This window comes from Candidatus Nitrospira nitrosa (assembly GCF_001458735.1).
In the GTDB taxonomy this organism is placed as follows: domain Bacteria; phylum Nitrospirota; class Nitrospiria; order Nitrospirales; family Nitrospiraceae; genus Nitrospira_D; species Nitrospira_D nitrosa.
In genome coordinates, this window is the sequence record NZ_CZQA01000013.1 from 1 (window position 1) to 16,086 (window position 16,086).

10 protein-coding genes are annotated in these 16,086 nt (G+C 57.5%); 8 read left to right on the forward strand and 2 right to left on the reverse strand.

Annotated features, from left to right (window positions below; all coding sequences use genetic code 11):
* Window positions 1–60 precede the first annotated feature (60 nt).
* The 7 genes from COMA1_RS18680 (at window position 61) to COMA1_RS18710 (ending at window position 13,112) form a co-directional block, all read left to right on the forward strand.
* Window positions 61–1,235 (forward strand): IS3 family transposase gene (locus COMA1_RS18680; RefSeq protein ID WP_407921304.1). Its coding sequence is split into 2 segments (ribosomal slippage): window positions 61–337 and window positions 337–1,235, totalling 1,176 coding nucleotides; the frame shifts between segments, so codons are not numbered across the junction.
* 170 nt (window positions 1,236–1,405) lie between these two features.
* On the forward strand, window positions 1,406–1,891 hold the full coding sequence (locus COMA1_RS18685) for an RsbRD N-terminal domain-containing protein (RefSeq protein WP_090751053.1): 486 nt from the start codon (window positions 1,406–1,408) through the stop codon (window positions 1,889–1,891).
* A gap of 668 nt (window positions 1,892–2,559) precedes the next feature.
* Window positions 2,560–5,391, forward strand: a complete 2,832-nt coding sequence (locus COMA1_RS18690; protein ID WP_090751054.1) for a hypothetical protein — start codon at window positions 2,560–2,562, stop codon at window positions 5,389–5,391.
* Between the two features lie 231 nt (window positions 5,392–5,622).
* Complete coding sequence (locus tag COMA1_RS18695) at window positions 5,623–6,555, forward strand: OmpA family protein (RefSeq protein WP_090751055.1); 933 nt, start codon at window positions 5,623–5,625, stop codon at window positions 6,553–6,555.
* 3 nt (window positions 6,556–6,558) lie between these two features.
* The gene (locus tag COMA1_RS18700) at window positions 6,559–8,493 is read left to right on the forward strand and encodes a hypothetical protein (RefSeq protein ID WP_090751056.1); all 1,935 of its coding nucleotides are present in this window, start codon (window positions 6,559–6,561) and stop codon (window positions 8,491–8,493) included.
* Between the two features lie 115 nt (window positions 8,494–8,608).
* The gene (gene dnaE / locus COMA1_RS18705; protein WP_090751057.1) at window positions 8,609–12,073 is read left to right on the forward strand and encodes a DNA polymerase III subunit alpha; all 3,465 of its coding nucleotides are present in this window, start codon (window positions 8,609–8,611) and stop codon (window positions 12,071–12,073) included.
* Between the two features lie 67 nt (window positions 12,074–12,140).
* Window positions 12,141–13,112 carry an acetyl-CoA carboxylase carboxyltransferase subunit alpha gene (locus COMA1_RS18710; RefSeq protein ID WP_090751058.1) on the forward strand — a complete coding sequence of 324 codons (972 nt, stop codon included), beginning with the start codon at window positions 12,141–12,143 and terminating at the stop codon, window positions 13,110–13,112.
* Here COMA1_RS18710 and COMA1_RS18715 read toward each other — a convergent pair whose 3' ends face one another.
* Window positions 13,113–13,721, reverse strand: coding sequence for a hypothetical protein (locus COMA1_RS18715; protein WP_141654419.1), 609 nt, complete (start codon window positions 13,719–13,721; stop codon window positions 13,113–13,115). It lies immediately after the preceding gene.
* Between the two features lie 211 nt (window positions 13,722–13,932).
* On the opposite strand from COMA1_RS18715, the gene COMA1_RS18720 reads away from it, so the two are divergent.
* Window positions 13,933–14,646 (forward strand): hypothetical protein, encoded by a 714-nt coding sequence (locus COMA1_RS18720; RefSeq protein ID WP_090751060.1) that lies wholly within the window; start codon window positions 13,933–13,935, stop codon window positions 14,644–14,646.
* A 29-nt stretch (window positions 14,647–14,675) separates the two neighbouring features.
* Here the strand turns inward: COMA1_RS18720 and COMA1_RS18725 are convergent, their stop codons facing one another.
* On the reverse strand, window positions 14,676–15,920 hold the full coding sequence (locus COMA1_RS18725) for a TIGR03862 family flavoprotein (protein WP_090751061.1): 1,245 nt from the start codon (window positions 15,918–15,920) through the stop codon (window positions 14,676–14,678).
* Window positions 15,921–16,086: the final 166 nt, after the last annotated feature.

Consider the following 16,086-nt stretch of genomic DNA (forward strand, 5'->3'; position numbering starts at 1 on the left):
TGAGGTAAGCTCGAAAAAGTGGACGCCTTCAACCTAGAATGAGAGGGCTGGAGGTGTGAGATGGAACAGGTCCCGCGACAGCAGTATACGAAGGAGTTCCGAGAGCAGGCCGTGCGGCTAGTCCTGGAACAGCAGGTGACGATTCCGGAGGCCGCCAGGCGCCTGAGCATGTCGGGCAGGACGCTCGAGCGCTGGGTGGGTCGGGCTCGGCAGGGCCAGCTCACTACGCTGGGAGAGAGCCGACGGCCCGTGACGGAGCTGGAGGCCGAGGTGTCTCGGCTCAAACGGGATCTTGCGGAAGCGCGGATGGAGCGCGACATCTTAAAAAAAGCCACCGCGTACTTTGCCAAGGCGCAGCTGCCCGGTACGCGCTCATGAGGACGCTGCGTCTCCAGTATCCGTTGACTCTGTTGTGTCGGGTGCTGGAGGTGTCCCGAAGCGGCTACTATGCCTGGCAGCATCGGCGTCCGTCGACACGCGCCCAGGAGAATGCGCGGCTGGAAGTGGCGATTCAGGCGGCACACGTGCGGACCCGACACACGTACGGCCCGGAGCGCCTCCAAGCGGAATTGCGTGAAGACGGCTTTCCAGCTGGGATCGGCCGTATCAAGCGGCTGCGGAAGAAACTGGGCCTGCGCTGCACACCGGTGCGACGGTTCACGATCACCACGGATTCGGCGCATCACCTGCCGGTGGCGGAGAATCGCTTGGCACAAACGTTCACCGCGACACGCCCGAATGAGACCTGGCTCACCGACATCACCTATGTTCCTACAGGGGAAGGGTGGTTGTATGTAGCCGGGGTCAAGGATCTGTATACCTGTGAGGTCGTCGGGTATGCCATGGGGGCCCGGATGACGACGGACTTGGTGCGCCACGCCTTGGGGAACGCGGTCGGGGCGAAACGCCCACGCCCGGGCTTGCTCCACCACTCCGACCGTGGGTCTCAATATTGTGCCCACGACTATCAGGATCAGCTGCGGCAGTTCGGCATGATCCCCTCCATGAGTCGCAAGGGCAATTGCTATGACAACGCACCGATGGAGAGTTTCTGGGGAACACTGAAAACTGAGCTGGTGCATCACCGACGATATGAGACGCGGGAGCAGGCTCGGCAAGAGATTACAGCATACATCGAGGTGTTCTACAACCGCCAGCGACGGCATTCCCGGCTGGGGAATCGCTCGCCCGCGGCATTTGCCCAACGGTGGGCCCGTCAACAGTCGGCGGCGTGAGACTGTCATTCATGGCGTCCACTCTTGACAACCGGGGTCAACTCGCCCAAACAAACGTGTCATTGACGTGGGTACTATCATTCAAGTAATGTCTTTGAAATGGATACTACATTGTATACATGGTATACATGCGGTCCTCTCCCTCAACCACTCACAAGAGGAGGTGCGCTATGTTGGCTGGCCGATTGGTGAGGCTGATCGAGAAGAACTCCGAAAAACTTGCTCGAGAGTTGAGCGAGAAAGTATGGAATTCTCCACGCTGTAGCGATTTACGAAAAGTCCCACCCGACGAGCTCCAAGCGCGCACCCGCGAAATCTACCAAAACCTAAATAACTGGCTGATGGACATGACCGAGACCGAAATTGAGCACCGCTACACCGAACTTGGCGCACGGCGAGCCGCACAGGGCGTCGCCTATAGCCATTTCCTCTGGGCGATTACGGCTACCAGAGATCATATGACGGGCTTTGTCCAACGCGAAGGATTCTCTGATAGCCCGATGGAGCTCCATGGGGAATTGGAACTCCTGCACATCCTCGGTCAGTTTTTTGATCGGGCCTTGTACTACACGGCCATGGGGTATGAACAGGAACGGGCCCGCATCGGAACAAACCTTCGCCGCCGCCGGGATGATCATCAGGCAGCACACGCATAGGCCAGCGCCAAGGAATAGGCATGAGCGCCCTACTGGCGGGCTCACAGCAAACAGGTGAGCCCGTCTCAGTTCCCTTCACAAACACTTCCTTCCGGAACAACTCACCCTCCGGATACGACTCAAAAATGTCCCGTAGCACCGTGGAGAATACGCCCGCCGCTTCAGCCACCTCGGAAGAAGTGATCGTCTCCCTTACACCGACAGATTCCGAAGAGACCGCTAGCGACGTGCCTACTCCTATATCAGGACGATCCATCCTCCCAACAAGCATGCGCAGCACGAGCCCCGCACTCTTCCGGTATAACCCAGACCGAACACAAGCAGGGCCCCTCCTCCACCAGTATCGACGGCCATTGAATTTGGGCAAATTTCATCCTAGTACATGCCTGATCAATTGTGGTACCGTCACATGTTGAACCCCTGGCATCACATCATCCACAGTGGGCATGACCTCATGAAGCACGCGGAGATTATCACCGGCGGCATGGCGTTGAGACCCCCTCCTGCGTCCCGGATATCCCACAACCTCATTCTTCTTCACCAGAGACAAGCGGCATCTTTGCCTACAAGCCGATCCAGTGATGGTTCGATGCAATCTCTCACTCAGCAACCCACGAGCATATCTTCAACCGCATCATCTACAAAGCTGCAGTAAGGACTGATTAACTATGAGCACACTGGGCAGATGGTTACAACCTCCTCCGAAGGGCTCGTTGGAGCAACAACACCAAGAGCTTGTCAATCTGCTACGGACCAAGGAACGGGCACTGGAGACGACGTCCCATGATCTGAAAGTCAAGACTGCGGCGATGCAGATTCTCGAGCAGAAGGTCATGTCATCGGAGACGCAATTCAACTCAGCCCAACGAGAGCTCGTCTCTCGCGGCGAGCAGATCAAGGCGCTTGAGGCAGAATTGGCCCTCCGATCGAAACGCGTGTCGGAGATAGAGACTGATGGAGTCGCAGCACAACAACAGGCGGGTGAGCTGAAGTCGATCATTGCGGCCCAGACGGAAGAGCTCCGTGGAGCTCAGCAAGCTCGCGAGGTCCTGAAGGAAGAGATTCGCGTGCTGCGCGAACATGTTGCTCAGCTCAATGCGGGACTGGCGGACCGGGATCAAGTCCGAGTCCGCATGGAGAAGCTGGAATCGGCACAAGATCGTGTCCATCTGCTGGAAGTGGAACTGAGTGACAGAGAAGCCGCTCATCGTCGTAGGATTCAGCAACTCGAACAGCTTCTCACCGAACGAGATCAGCGGATCGATACGTTTGACGTCAGCGCGGCTGCCCACGCGGATGAACTCCGTGCGGCGCAGCAGGCTAGTCAGTCGGCCGAACAGGCCCGCGAAGTCCTGAAGGAGGAAATCCGCATCCTCCGTGAACAGATCACTCAACTCAACGAAGGCCTCCCCGCCCGAGAACGCCTTCGCGCTCAAGTCAAAGAGTTGGAGTCGATGCGAGGCCGTGTCCACCAGCTGGAAGTCGAACTGAGTGATCGAGAGGCCGCCCATCGCGGCACCATCCAGCAACTCGAACAGGCCCTGACGGAGCGCGACCGTCGCATCAGTGAGTTTGATTCGCTGGCGGCCATCCAGCTGGGCGAACTCCACACGGCCCAACAGGTCTCTCAGACCGCCGAACAGACTCGCGAAGTCCTCAAGGAAGAAATCCGCGTCCTCCGGGAACAGATCACCCAACTCAATGAGAGCCTTGCTCACCAGGACCGACTCCGCGCCCAAGTCAAGAAGCTGGAGGCGACCCAAGACCGTGTCCACCAGCTGGAAGTCGAACTGAGTGATCGAGAGGCCGCCCATCGCGGCACCATCCAGCAACTCGAACAGGCCCTGACGGAGCGCGACCGTCGCATCGGGGAATTCGATACGCTGGCGGCCGCGCAAGCGGACGAGGTTCAGGATGCCTTGGAGGCCTGTCGAACGGCGGAGCAGGCCCGTGATGTCCAGAAGGAAGAAATCCGCGTCCTCCGGGAGCATATCGCCCAACAGAACGAGGAACTCGCCCACCGAGACCGGCTGCGAGCCCAGGTCAAGAAACTGGAGGCAACCCAAGACCGCGTGCACCAGCTGGAAGTCGAACTGAGTGATCGGGAGGCCGCCCATCGCGGCACCATCCAGCAACTCGAACGGACGCTGGCCGAACGCGATCAGCGGCTTGGGGAGTTTCATGCGAGCGCCGCTGCCCAGACGGACGAACTCCGTGGTGCCCAGCAGGCCTGTCAGGCGGCTGAGCAGGCCCGCGAAGTCTCCAAGGAGGAAATCCGCGTCCTCCGTGAGCAGATCGTACGGCTGCATGAGGAACTAGCGGATCGGGATCACATCCGAGTCCGCATGGAGAAATTGGAGTCGGCGCAAGATCGTGTCCATCAGCTGGAAGTGGAACTGAGTGACCGGGAAGCCGCCCATCGCGGCACGCTCCAGCAACTCGAACAGGCCCTTGCGGAGCGCGACCGTCGGATCAGTGAGTTTGATTCGCTGGCGGCCGTGCAAGCGGACGAAGTGCAGGATGCGTTGGAAGCCAGTCGAACGGCGGAGCAGGCCCGGGAGGTCATGAAGGAGGAAATCCGCGTCCTCCGTGAGCAGATCGCGCAACTCAATGAAGGCCTTGCCCACCGCGATCGACTCCGTGCCCGGGTCCAGAAGCTGGAGGCGACCCAGGACCGTGTGCATCAGCTGGAAGTCGAGCTGAGTGATCGGGAAGCCGCCCACCGCGGCACCATCCAACAACTCGAACAGGCTCTCACGGAGCGAGACCGTCGGATCGATGAGCTGGTGCCGGCCGCCCACCTCCTGCACGAGAAAGAAGCTGCCATTAAAGAATGGGAACGAACCCACGTACGCGCGATGCAGGACCTCGAAGCTGAGGCGACAAAGCTTCAAGAATCCTGTACAGTGCAGGATCAACTCCGGGCGCAACATCAACTCGACGAGCAACAGCTAGAGGAACGCGACACCAGGATTGCGAACCTCCAGCGTGAGCTGAAGGACTTGCAGGCGGAACGGCAAGCCCTCCGCAAGGAGGTGCAAGTCATTCCTGAAAAGGAGGAGCAGATCGATCGCTTGCAAAAGCGGTTAAAAGAACTGCGTGCAGCACTGAAGGCAACGCCTTCATCAGCCATCGTTCCTCCCCAGCCGCATCGCCAGAGGGAAGCTGCGCCACACTCCTCGCAACCCAAAGTCAGCAAACCCGTCGCCCCGGCGCGCCAGAATGGGACGGGACAACAGTCCCCGGTCGGACAACAGCCGAAGAGCGGCAAGCCCATTCAGCCAGACGATCTGAAAAAGATCGACGGGATTGGGCCTGGCCTTGCCGCTACGCTCCAGAAGCTGGGCACCCGCACGTTTATCCAAATCGCGCGATGGAAACCAGAAGACATCGAGAAAATCGCCAAGAAGCTTGCGACTGATCCGGAGCGGATTAAACGTGAGAATTGGATTGCCGGAGCGAAGAAACAGCACTACGAAAAGTACAAGGAACGGCTTTGACCTTCGCTGACGATGAAGAGTCGTCGGTCGTGACTCCGATACGAGTGATTCCTTACGCGGTCTAAAAACCATATAATTCGTCTACCGAACTATATGCGGTGATGGCCGATTGACCTCAGTTTCAACTAGAAGCATGCCGAAGCATCTAGCTCCATGGAGACCAGTTCGAACCCGTCTCCTTGTCGTTGACCTGCTTGACTGAACATCTCCCACCTAGTACATAGTCGTGACATGTGGCACCGTCAGGACCCGCACAGCAACGACCAGCCCCAGGTTGAACGGGACGAGTTCACGAGGCGTGCAAGAATTCTTGCTGTCGGTATCGCTGCGCTGATGCTGCTTGCCGTGGTGTGCATCCCCCGACATCTCCCTTCACAACCACGGACCACAGCTATCACCCCAGCTTCGCTTTATATCAGCTTCGAACAAAACACCTTGATACTTCGGGGCTCACTCCCCACCCAACGGAGCAAGACCTCGATTCTTGAGCAGGCACATACGCTGTATGCAAAAAAGGGAACCCGTGTGACTGACCAGTTCACCGTCGACGCACAAGTCGGTTCAGCTGCATGGGTGGACACCATTCCACAGCTGCTCCCGATTTTGGGCTGGATGACTGAACGTGGCTCTATCATTATTGACGGCCATTCACTGGTTGTGACCGGTCAGGTCGCGAGTGCTCGCGAAAAAGCCGACGTGCTCCAGGTGATGGCTCCGGCGGTACGAGCAGGGTTAAAAATTGAGGACCGCGTGATGGTCGCACAGGCGACAGCCTCGTCCCCCGCTTCCGTTTCACTCACGGCCCTCCAGTTGTCACTGAATCAGGTCCTTGCGAAATCCTCGATCGAGTTCGAACCAGACAGCGCCACCGTCACGGCCAAAGGTCAGGCGGTTCTCGATCACATTGTCGTCCTCCTTCGAAAAGCTCCGACCGCACCGATTGAGATCGCAAGTCATACCGATATCGGTGGTGCGGCCGAGCACAATTTACGGTTGAGCCGGCAGCGCGCCGATGCGGTGAAGCAGTACTTGACCGACCAGGGGCTCACCAATCCGTTTACCACCATCGGCTATGGATCGACGCGTCCTCTGTCAAATAGAAAATATCAACCGGGTCTCCCGCAGAATCAACGGATCGAGTTGCTCATGATAAGGACCACGTGATCTATGATGACGCTGATTAGCCAAATGATCGGATGTCTCCTCATTGCAGCCGGAATTGGGTTTGGAGTCGGCTGGTGGTTGCGGCAAATTCCCAAACGCTCACAAGAACAGCCCTCTCATGACGCCACAGGTCTGTTACGGACCAAAGAGCAGGCCCTGGATGCGTTGACGCACGATCTGAAGGTCAAAACGTCGGCCGTGCAGATTCTTGAACAAAAAGTCATGTCGTCGGAGACCATGCATTCCTCCGTGCAACGTGAGCTGATCGCCCGCAATGAGCGGCTCAAAGCCCTTGAGGCAGAACTCACAACCCGATCAAAGCAACTGACGATCTCGGAAGGAGAAGGAGCCACGGCTCGCCGACGCGTGAGTGAAATAGAGTCGATTCTTGCGACCCAGACTCATGAACTCAGAGGAGCTCAACAGACCTGTCGAAACGCCGAGCAAGCCCGTGAAATCATGGAACGGGAAGTGGGGGTCCTGCGCGAGCATATTGCTCAACTCAACGAAGGCTTGGCCGATCGCGAGCGTCTCCGCACCCAGATCAAGCAGCTGGAGACGGCACAAGACCGCGTCCACCAACTTGAAGTCGAGCTCAGTGATCGCGAAGCCGCCCATCGCGGCATTATCCAGCAACTCGAACGTGCGCTCACCGAACGTGATCAACGAATTGAGGCGTTCGATAGCCAGGCCTCCACCCAAGCCGAAGACCTACGCGCTGCTCGCCAAATCTCCCAGAGCGCCGAGCAGGCCCGGGAAGTCATGGAACGGGAAGTGAGTGCCCTGCGAGACCATATTGCCCAACTCAACGAAGGCTTGGCCGACCGCGAGCGGCTCCGCAGCCAGGTCAAGCAACTCGAGACGGCACAAGATCGGATCCACCAGCTCGAAGTGGAGTTGAGCGATCGCGAGGCCGCCCATCGTACCACCATCCAGCAACTTGAACGTACGCTCGCCGAGCGCGATCAACGGATTGGGGAGGCTGATGCGAATGCCGCTGCTCACATGGACGAACTTCGAGATGCCCAGCAGGCCTCTCAGTCGGCTGAGCAAGCCCGGGAGGTCCTCAAGGAAGAGATCCGCGTCCTCCGTGATCACATTGCGCAACTGAATGAAGGCTTGGCCGACCGCGAGCGGCTCCGCAGCCAGGTCAAGCAACTCGAGACGGCACAAGATCGGATCCACCAGCTCGAAGTGGAGTTGAGCGATCGCGAGGCCGCCCATCGCACCACCATCCAGCAACTTGAGCAGTCTCTCGTCGACCGTGACCGGCGAATTGAAGAGCTGGTACCGATGCCCCACCTCCTGCGTGAGAAGGAAGCGGTAATCAAGGAGTGGGAACGTACCCACGCACAGACCGTCAAGACCCTGGAACGCGAGACCGCAACGCTCCTCGAACAGAATCTGGTCTACAAAGACCTACAGGCACAACATCAGCTTGAGGAGCAACGGGTACAGGAGCGAGACAAACAACTTGCCGACCTCCAGCGCGAGCTTCAAGAGCTCCACACGGAACGCGATACTCTCCGGAAAGAAGTGCAGGGTATTCCGGAAAAAGACGAGCAGATCGAACGCCTACAAAAACGGCTCAAAGAACTGCGCGCGACCCTGCGCACTACGCCACCTGCTCCGATAACGGCGTCCGCCCCACAGTCACGCCAGCATGATGCTGAGACTCCTCCTCTCAGTAGCCCTCCCAAAGGCAGCAAGCCCAAGCAAAGCGATGACCTCAAGAAGATCCAGGGTATCGGTCCAGTCTTTGCTGAGACGCTGCACAAGCTCGGCACCCGGACGTTTATTCAAATCGCTCGATGGAAACCCGAGGATGTGGAGAAAATCGCCAAGAAACTCGCGACCGATCCCGAGCGGATTAAACGGGAGAATTGGATCGCGGGAGCCAAAAAGCAACACTACGACAAATATAAGGAACGGCTCTAGCTAGGCCACCAGCCCCAATATCGGCCTGCGACAGGCGAACGGCCCATCCTACTTTTCCCTGCCGTTGACTCCTTCGTTCACCCTGACTACAATCGCGCAACGAGGTTTATCGTTCGTGGCATCTTCTTTCGTTCACCTTCATCTCCATACACAATTCAGCCTGCTCGACGGCGCCAATCAGATCGATCCACTGGTCCGTCAAATCAAAACATTCAATCAGCCGGCTGTCGCCATGACCGACCATGGCAACATGTTCGGCGCCGTCGAATTTTACCGCAAGGCCAAAGAGGTAGGGGTCAAACCCATTATCGGCTGTGAAGCCTATATGGCGTTAGGCAGTCGCCATGCAAAGAAAGATAGCGGGCTTGCCCATAACGATTACTACCATCTGATTCTGCTCGCGAGAAATCTCGCCGGTTACCAGAACCTCATCAAGCTGGTCAGTAAGGGATATCTTGAAGGGTTCTACTATAAGCCGCGTATCGACAAGGAATTATTGAAGCTCCATCATGACGGCATCATTGCGCTGTCAGGTTGCTTGAGCGGTGAAATCCCCTATCTCATCGGCCAAAAAGATATGGATGGCGCCATGGCGGTGGCGGGAGAATTTCAGGAGATTTTCGGGAAGGATCATTTCTATCTTGAAGTGCAGGCGAACGGACTTGATCATCAGCGTATCGCGAATGCCGGCCTCGTGGAAATTCACAAGAAACTCGGGATCCCGATGGCCGGGACCAACGATTGTCACTACCTGAAGAAGGAAGATGCGCGTCCCCATGAGCTCATGCTGTGCCTGCAAACCGGGAAAACCGTCGGCGATCCACACCGGATGAAGTTCGACACGGACCAGCTGTACGTCAAATCCACTGAAGAGATCGCTCCGGCGTTTGCAGAGTTTCCAGGCGCAGTGACGAATACCTGCCGTATTGCGGATCATTGCGCACTCGACCTTCCGCTCAACAAGACCTACCTCCCGCAGTACCGTATCCCTGATGGATTCAAGGACCGTGAGTCCTATCTCGAGCATCTTGCACTGGCGGGTCTACAAGCACGACTCAAGGAGCGTCCCAGTCGCATAGCATCGGCTGTCTATGACCAACGGCTTCGTGAAGAGCTCATGGTCATCTGTTCGATGGGGTTTGCCGGATACTTCCTCATCGTCTGGGATATCATTCGTTTCGCCCGATCACGAGGCATTCCGGTAGGACCGGGGCGAGGCTCGGCAGCCGGAAGTCTTGTCGCCTATGCGCTTCGGATTACCGATCTTGATCCGCTGGTGTACACCCTCTTATTTGAGCGATTCTTGAACCCTGAACGGGTCTCCCTGCCCGATATCGATATGGACTTCTGCATGGATCGCCGGGGAGAGGTCATCAACTATGTGGTGGAGAAATACGGGACCGACCATGTCGCTCAGATCATTACCTTCGGGACGCTCGGAGCGAAAGCCGCCATCCGCGATGTCGGACGTGTGCTGGAGATGCCCTATGCAGACGCGGACAAGGTCGCAAAGCTCATTCCCAACCAGTTGAACATCTCCCTCCAGCAAGCCCTGGAGACCGAACCTCGCTTACGCGAGCTGGTCGACACTGATCCTAAAGTGAAAGAACTGATGACCAACGCGCAGTCCCTTGAAGGCCTCGCGCGCCATGCCTCGACCCATGCGGCCGGCATCGTGATTTCTGAAGGCCCCCTCACCGACCATGTGCCCCTCTACAAGGGGGCCAACGATGAAGTGGTGACCCAGTACTCGATGGGAGACGTCGAGAAAATCGGTCTTGTGAAATTCGATTTTCTCGGACTCAAGACCCTCACGATGATTCGCCGTGCCGAGACCTTAATCAACGAGACGCATCCCGGCAGCCCCCCACTCGTCATTGATCAGGTTTCGTTTGACGACCCAGCCACGTTTGCGCTGTTAAGCTCGGGGAAAACCACTGGCTTGTTTCAGTTGGAAAGCTCCGGAATGCGCGATCTGCTCACGGGACTCAAGCCGGACCGATTCGAAGATATCATCGCCATTATTGCGCTCTATCGACCAGGCCCCATGGATCTCATCCCGGACTTCATCAAGCGAAAACAGGGCAAGGTCACCATTACCTATGAAGTTCCTGAATTGGAACCAATCCTCAAGGATACCTACGGGGTGATCGTCTACCAGGAACAAGTGATGGCGATTGCCAACAAGGTCGCCGGCTTTTCGTTGGGACAAGCCGATATTCTTCGTCGTGCCATGGGGAAGAAGAAGCCCGAGGAAATGGAAAAGCTGCGCGTCAAATTCATTGACGGGGCCACAGAGAACAAGATTCCCGAGAAAAAAGCGGAGAAGTTATACGAGTTGATTCAAAAGTTCGCCGGATATGGGTTCAACAAATCACATGCCGCCGCCTATGCGGTGGTCTGTTATCAAACAGGATACCTCAAGGCGCACTATCCGACCGAGTTTATGGCGGCCCTCATGACGACCGACATGGGCAATCAAGACAAGCTGGTCGGCTATTTTACGGAATGTCGCGATTTGGGGATCAAAGTGTTGGGCCCCGATGTGAACGCCAGTCAAAAACACTTCGCCGTCGCCGAGGACGTCATCCGATTCGGGTTGGCCGCCATTAAGAATGTCGGTGAAGGCGCCGTGGAGTCGGTCCTGGAGGTGAGGACCCAGACGGGTTCCTTCACCTCCTTCTTTGACTTCTGCCGACGAGTCGATCTCCACAAGGTCAACAAGCGGATGTTGGAAGGCCTGATCAAGGCCGGGGCCTTCGATTCCACCGGGGCCAGGCGATCACAGCTTGTCGCCGTGCTGGACCAAGCGGTGGAGGAAGGAGCCGCGGCTCAGCGCGAGCGTGACTGCGGTCAGATCAGTATCTTCGGGGAGGAGATGAACGGGCACGGGATGTCCGCGCCTCTCCCGATTCCACCATTGCCGTCGATCGCAGAATGGGATCAAGCCCAACGATTGAAATACGAGCGCGAACTCACCGGGTTTTATATCTCCGCCCACCCATTGACGCGGTACGAAACCGTGCTGGGTGCCTTGTCCACCACGACGACGACAGGACTGAAAGATTGCGCGGACGGGAGTGAGGTCAAGATCTGCGGGGTCATCGCCGCCGTCAAATCCATGCTGACGAAGAAGGGCGATCGCATGGCCTATCTGACGATCGAAGACCTGCAAGGCACGACGGAAATCATCGTGTTCCCGGACTTGTTTAAGACGGCCGGTGAGATGATGATACCTGAACAGATCGTGCGCATCACCGGGACAATCGATCGCGGCGACAAAGGGACCAAGATTCGTGGCAGCAAAATTGAACCGTTAGCTGAGGTTCAAGCTCAATCCATCAAACGAATCCGCATTCGGCTCACGGATCACCCTGACGTGCGAGAACAATTACCTCGCTTGGCCGATGTCTTCCGCCGGCATCCAGGCAGCACCACCGTCTCCATGCTGTTCCGGACAGAGGCGCGTTTGGAAGCTGAGACCAATCCGCTCCCGAATGTGACGATCTGCCCCAGCGACCATTTCATGTCGGATGTCGAGGAAGTACTAGGCAAAGGGGCCCTTTCTTTGCTATCGTAGGAACCAGTATTATTGGGAATCAACCACGATCGGTCCACCATCACTGCGAAGGAATCGATTGACGTCCATGCGAGACTACCTCGACTTTGAAAAACCCCTCCGCGAGATTGAAGAGAAAATCGAGAAACTCTCCGCTGCGGCAAGCAGCGGAAAAGCGAGCTCCCAAAACGATCTTCGAAAGCTTCGGGCCAAGCTGGCGCAGGCTGAGCACGAGCTGTATAAGAACCTGAGTCCCTGGCAGAGAACGCAGCTCGCTCGTCACCCGCAACGACCCAGCACACTCGACTACATTCGCGAACTGACGCGAGACTTTCTTGAGCTTCATGGCGACCGGGCCTATGGAGATGACCGGGCCATCGTCGGCGGGTTTGCCCGGTTTAACGACCGTCCCGTGATGATGATCGGCCATCAGAAGGGCAAGACGCTCAAGGAACGCATGCAACGAAATTTCGGGATGCCCAATCCCGAAGGATACCGGAAAGCCCTCCGGCTCATGAAGCTGGCGGAAAAGTTCAACCGTCCGATTCTGACCTTTATCGATACGCCCGGAGCCTACCCTGGAATCGGCGCCGAGGAGCGCGGACAAGCTGAAGCCATTGCGCGGAACTTGTTCGTCATGTCTCGGTTGACCGTCCCCATCATCTCGGTCGTCATCGGCGAAGGTGGGAGCGGAGGAGCCTTGGCGCTCGGCGTTGCGGACCGTGTCCTGATGCTGGAGCATTCGGTTTATTCGGTCATTTCCCCGGAAGGATGTGCCGCCATTCTGTGGGACAGCCCGGAAAAAGTTCAGACCGCCGCCTCCGCGCTGAAAATGACCGCACAGGACCTGCTGGAACTTGGCGTGATCGACACGATCGTGCCGGAACCCCTGGGAGGAGCCCACCGCGAACCGGATGCCATGTACGATCTCGTCGGAAAGACGCTCACGAACCAACTGTTTGAGTTACTTGACGTGCCGGTCGAACAACTCGTCCCACAACGAGAGCTCAAATACCGGAAGATAGGAGCCGTCACCGGCCTCCTCGTCGAACAGGCGTAATCACCCCTTCAGCGTTGCCTTCTTGTCCAGTAGTCCCGTCGTGACCAATCTTCGCTCGATCGCCTCCAGAATGTGGGTGGTCAAACTCTGTCGAAACGGATCGAGCACCGGCGCTTCCACGTAGCGATCGACGGTTCGCGGCAGTCTCCGCCACCAACCCCGTGCCGACGCGCGGGCCTGTTCAGCGCCCTCAGGACTTCCGCCGAGAATACGTCGAACCTCTCGTTCGAAAAAGCCGACATGAACAATTTCGTCTTCAAGAATCGAGGCAAGATCAGGTCGCAACGTCAACAAGAGGCGAGCGAATTCCAACCCCAACGACTCATATCCGTAGATCTGCACCGCCAACGCCGGCCACTGTCGTGGAACAGAAGGCAGACGATCACGTTCACGAGGCTGTCGACCGATCAGCGACTCAAACTGGGCCAGATGCTTTTGCTCATCTTCCTCATGCTTTCTGAGAAAGGTGTACACGTTCGGAGGCACATTCTGCAGTTGCGCTGATCGAACCGTCCACAGAGCCATCGCCTCGGCCTTGAGAAACCGTTCGAGCAAGGCGGCTTCACACTCCGGTGAGAGCCGAATGGATATGGGCGACTCCGATACCATGACGACCATATGGTACGCAAAGCGGACCCATGTTGTCCAAGCGCCGTTTACCGAATCACTAAAGGGGTTGACTCACACCCCCAATCTGTGTACATCCTTAGCATCTTGCGAGATTCAGCGATCTTTGAGGCACGACGCCCACTCCCCCTCGAACCAACAGCGCATCCAGGCACGAGTGCTTCTGGTCACACTAACCCATGAGGCGAGGCCTATGACAAACCCTAGCAGCACAGTCTCAGGCGTCTTTCAAGGGATCACCGTATGCCTGCTCGCGGGAGCACTCTTTGCGGAGGCTGGCTGCGTCAGCCAACGCGCGTATGAACAGATCAAAGCGGAAGCGCAGGAACATACACGAGCACTTGAATCGGTTCGAGACGAAGTGAAGGAACTTGACCAGCAAATCGCCGGGCTGCAAGCCGCCAATCGGCATGAAGACGCGAGCACCGCTGAACTACGCGCAGCCGTTCAGCGTGAAGAAGAACAGTTGCCGGTAATGAGGCAACGAGCGGAGGCGATGCTCACCTCGCTCAAGGGACAAGTCGCGGCGTTGATGAACCAGAGTTGGAGCCTCGCGCGAAAAATTGCGGACCTTCGTCATGAAAGCGCGTCCTTGCAGACTGCGGCCGCACAGTATAAACAGGAGCGGGAAGAGGGCCAAGCCGCTTTGACGGTGGCTGCGGATGAGGAAGAATCGAGCCTCACTCCGGCCATGACAGCCGAACCCTCCACGCCATCAGAGTCGCCGACGCTGGAACCCCTTGTGGCACAACTCCCGGAACCAACGGCTGCTTCACCGAGTCGGTCGGTCTCCGCACCATCGATCCCCTCCCCCTCGATGAATGCGGACCCCCCTGAGGTAGACAACTCATGGATCGGCATGATCTTCAGCTGGCTCACCACATTCTGGAATTGGCTCCTCAGCTAAGCGCAGGCCCCTGCGCGTTATCAATCCCGTTATCCGCACGGTGATCGCCCCACCTGAGTCTTGCTCCATTGTGCAGCCTTGTCTCCGGCAAGACGTCCCGTCGCGAGACAAGCTGTAAGCAGATAGCCTCCCGTGGGGGCCTCCCAATCCAGCATTTCTCCTGCACAGAACACTCCCGGGAGAGAACGGACCATCAGGCTGTCATCAAGAGCCGTGAATGAGAGACCGCCGGCCGTACTGATGGCCTCCTCGATCGGCCGAGGTGCCGTCAGCATCAGCGGAAGAGCTTTGATCGCAGCAGCCAAGCGAACGGGATCACCCAACACCTCCCTCGGCACGGCCTCGCGCAACAGACCAGCCTTCACACCGGTCATCCCGGCGCACCGCTTGAGATGCGTGGCAACCGTCCGTTTTCCACGGGGCCGAGAAAGATCGCTTACGAGCTGCTTCAGGGTTCGATCAGGAGCGAGATCGAGCCTCAGAGTCGCCAGGCCCTCGGCAGTGATCACATCGCGCACGGTAGCTGACACTATATATATGATTCCGCCTTCCACACCATTCGCGGTAACGACGAATTCTCCCATATGACGGATGGTCGAACCGTCCAGGGCGTTACTCACCAGCGCCACAGTCTTGACGGGATATCCAGCGAACCTGGCACGAAAATGTTGGCTCCACCGAACATCAAACCCACAATTGGCAGGTTGCAATGGTGCGATCGGCACATGCCGTTCTGACAAGATCTTCACCCACCCAGCATCAGAACCAAGTTGGGGCCAGCTGCCTCCGCCCAAGGCCAACACCACCGCATCCGCCTGCACCAGAGATATTCCGTCCGCGGTGAGAAAACGAAGCCTTCCCTGCTCATCCCAGCCACACCATCGATGTCGCACATGAAACCGTACACCATTCAGCCGTAACCGACGCAGCCATGCGCGCAACAGTGGCGCTGCGTTCATATCAACAGGGAAGATCCGTCCGGAACTGCCGACAAACGTTTCTACTCCAAGTTCATGGGCCCAGGCCCGCAGAGCCGTCGGAGGAAATGCTGTAATCGCCGGTTCGATGAATGCCCGGCGCGTCCCATAGCGAGAGAGGAAGGAGTCCATCGGCTCCGAATGCGTGAGATTCAGGCCGCCTTTTCCCGCCAATAGAAATTTTCGCCCTACAGACGGCATCGAGTCATAGACCTCCACCCCGACGCCGGTCCTAACGGCTGCTTCAGCAGCCATGAGGCCTGCCGCCCCACCTCCGATGATGACAATTGATCCCATGGCTCCCTTCAGATTCTCACAAACTAAAGACACTTCACTCGGACAGTCTATTACCTGTATTGACAAGAAATCATTTCTTTATTCTCGCCCAGCCTATTCATGAGGGTTCGTAAGGCTACGGCTCCATGATGAGCAACGGCAGGGGCCCCCTGAGAGGCCGACAGGC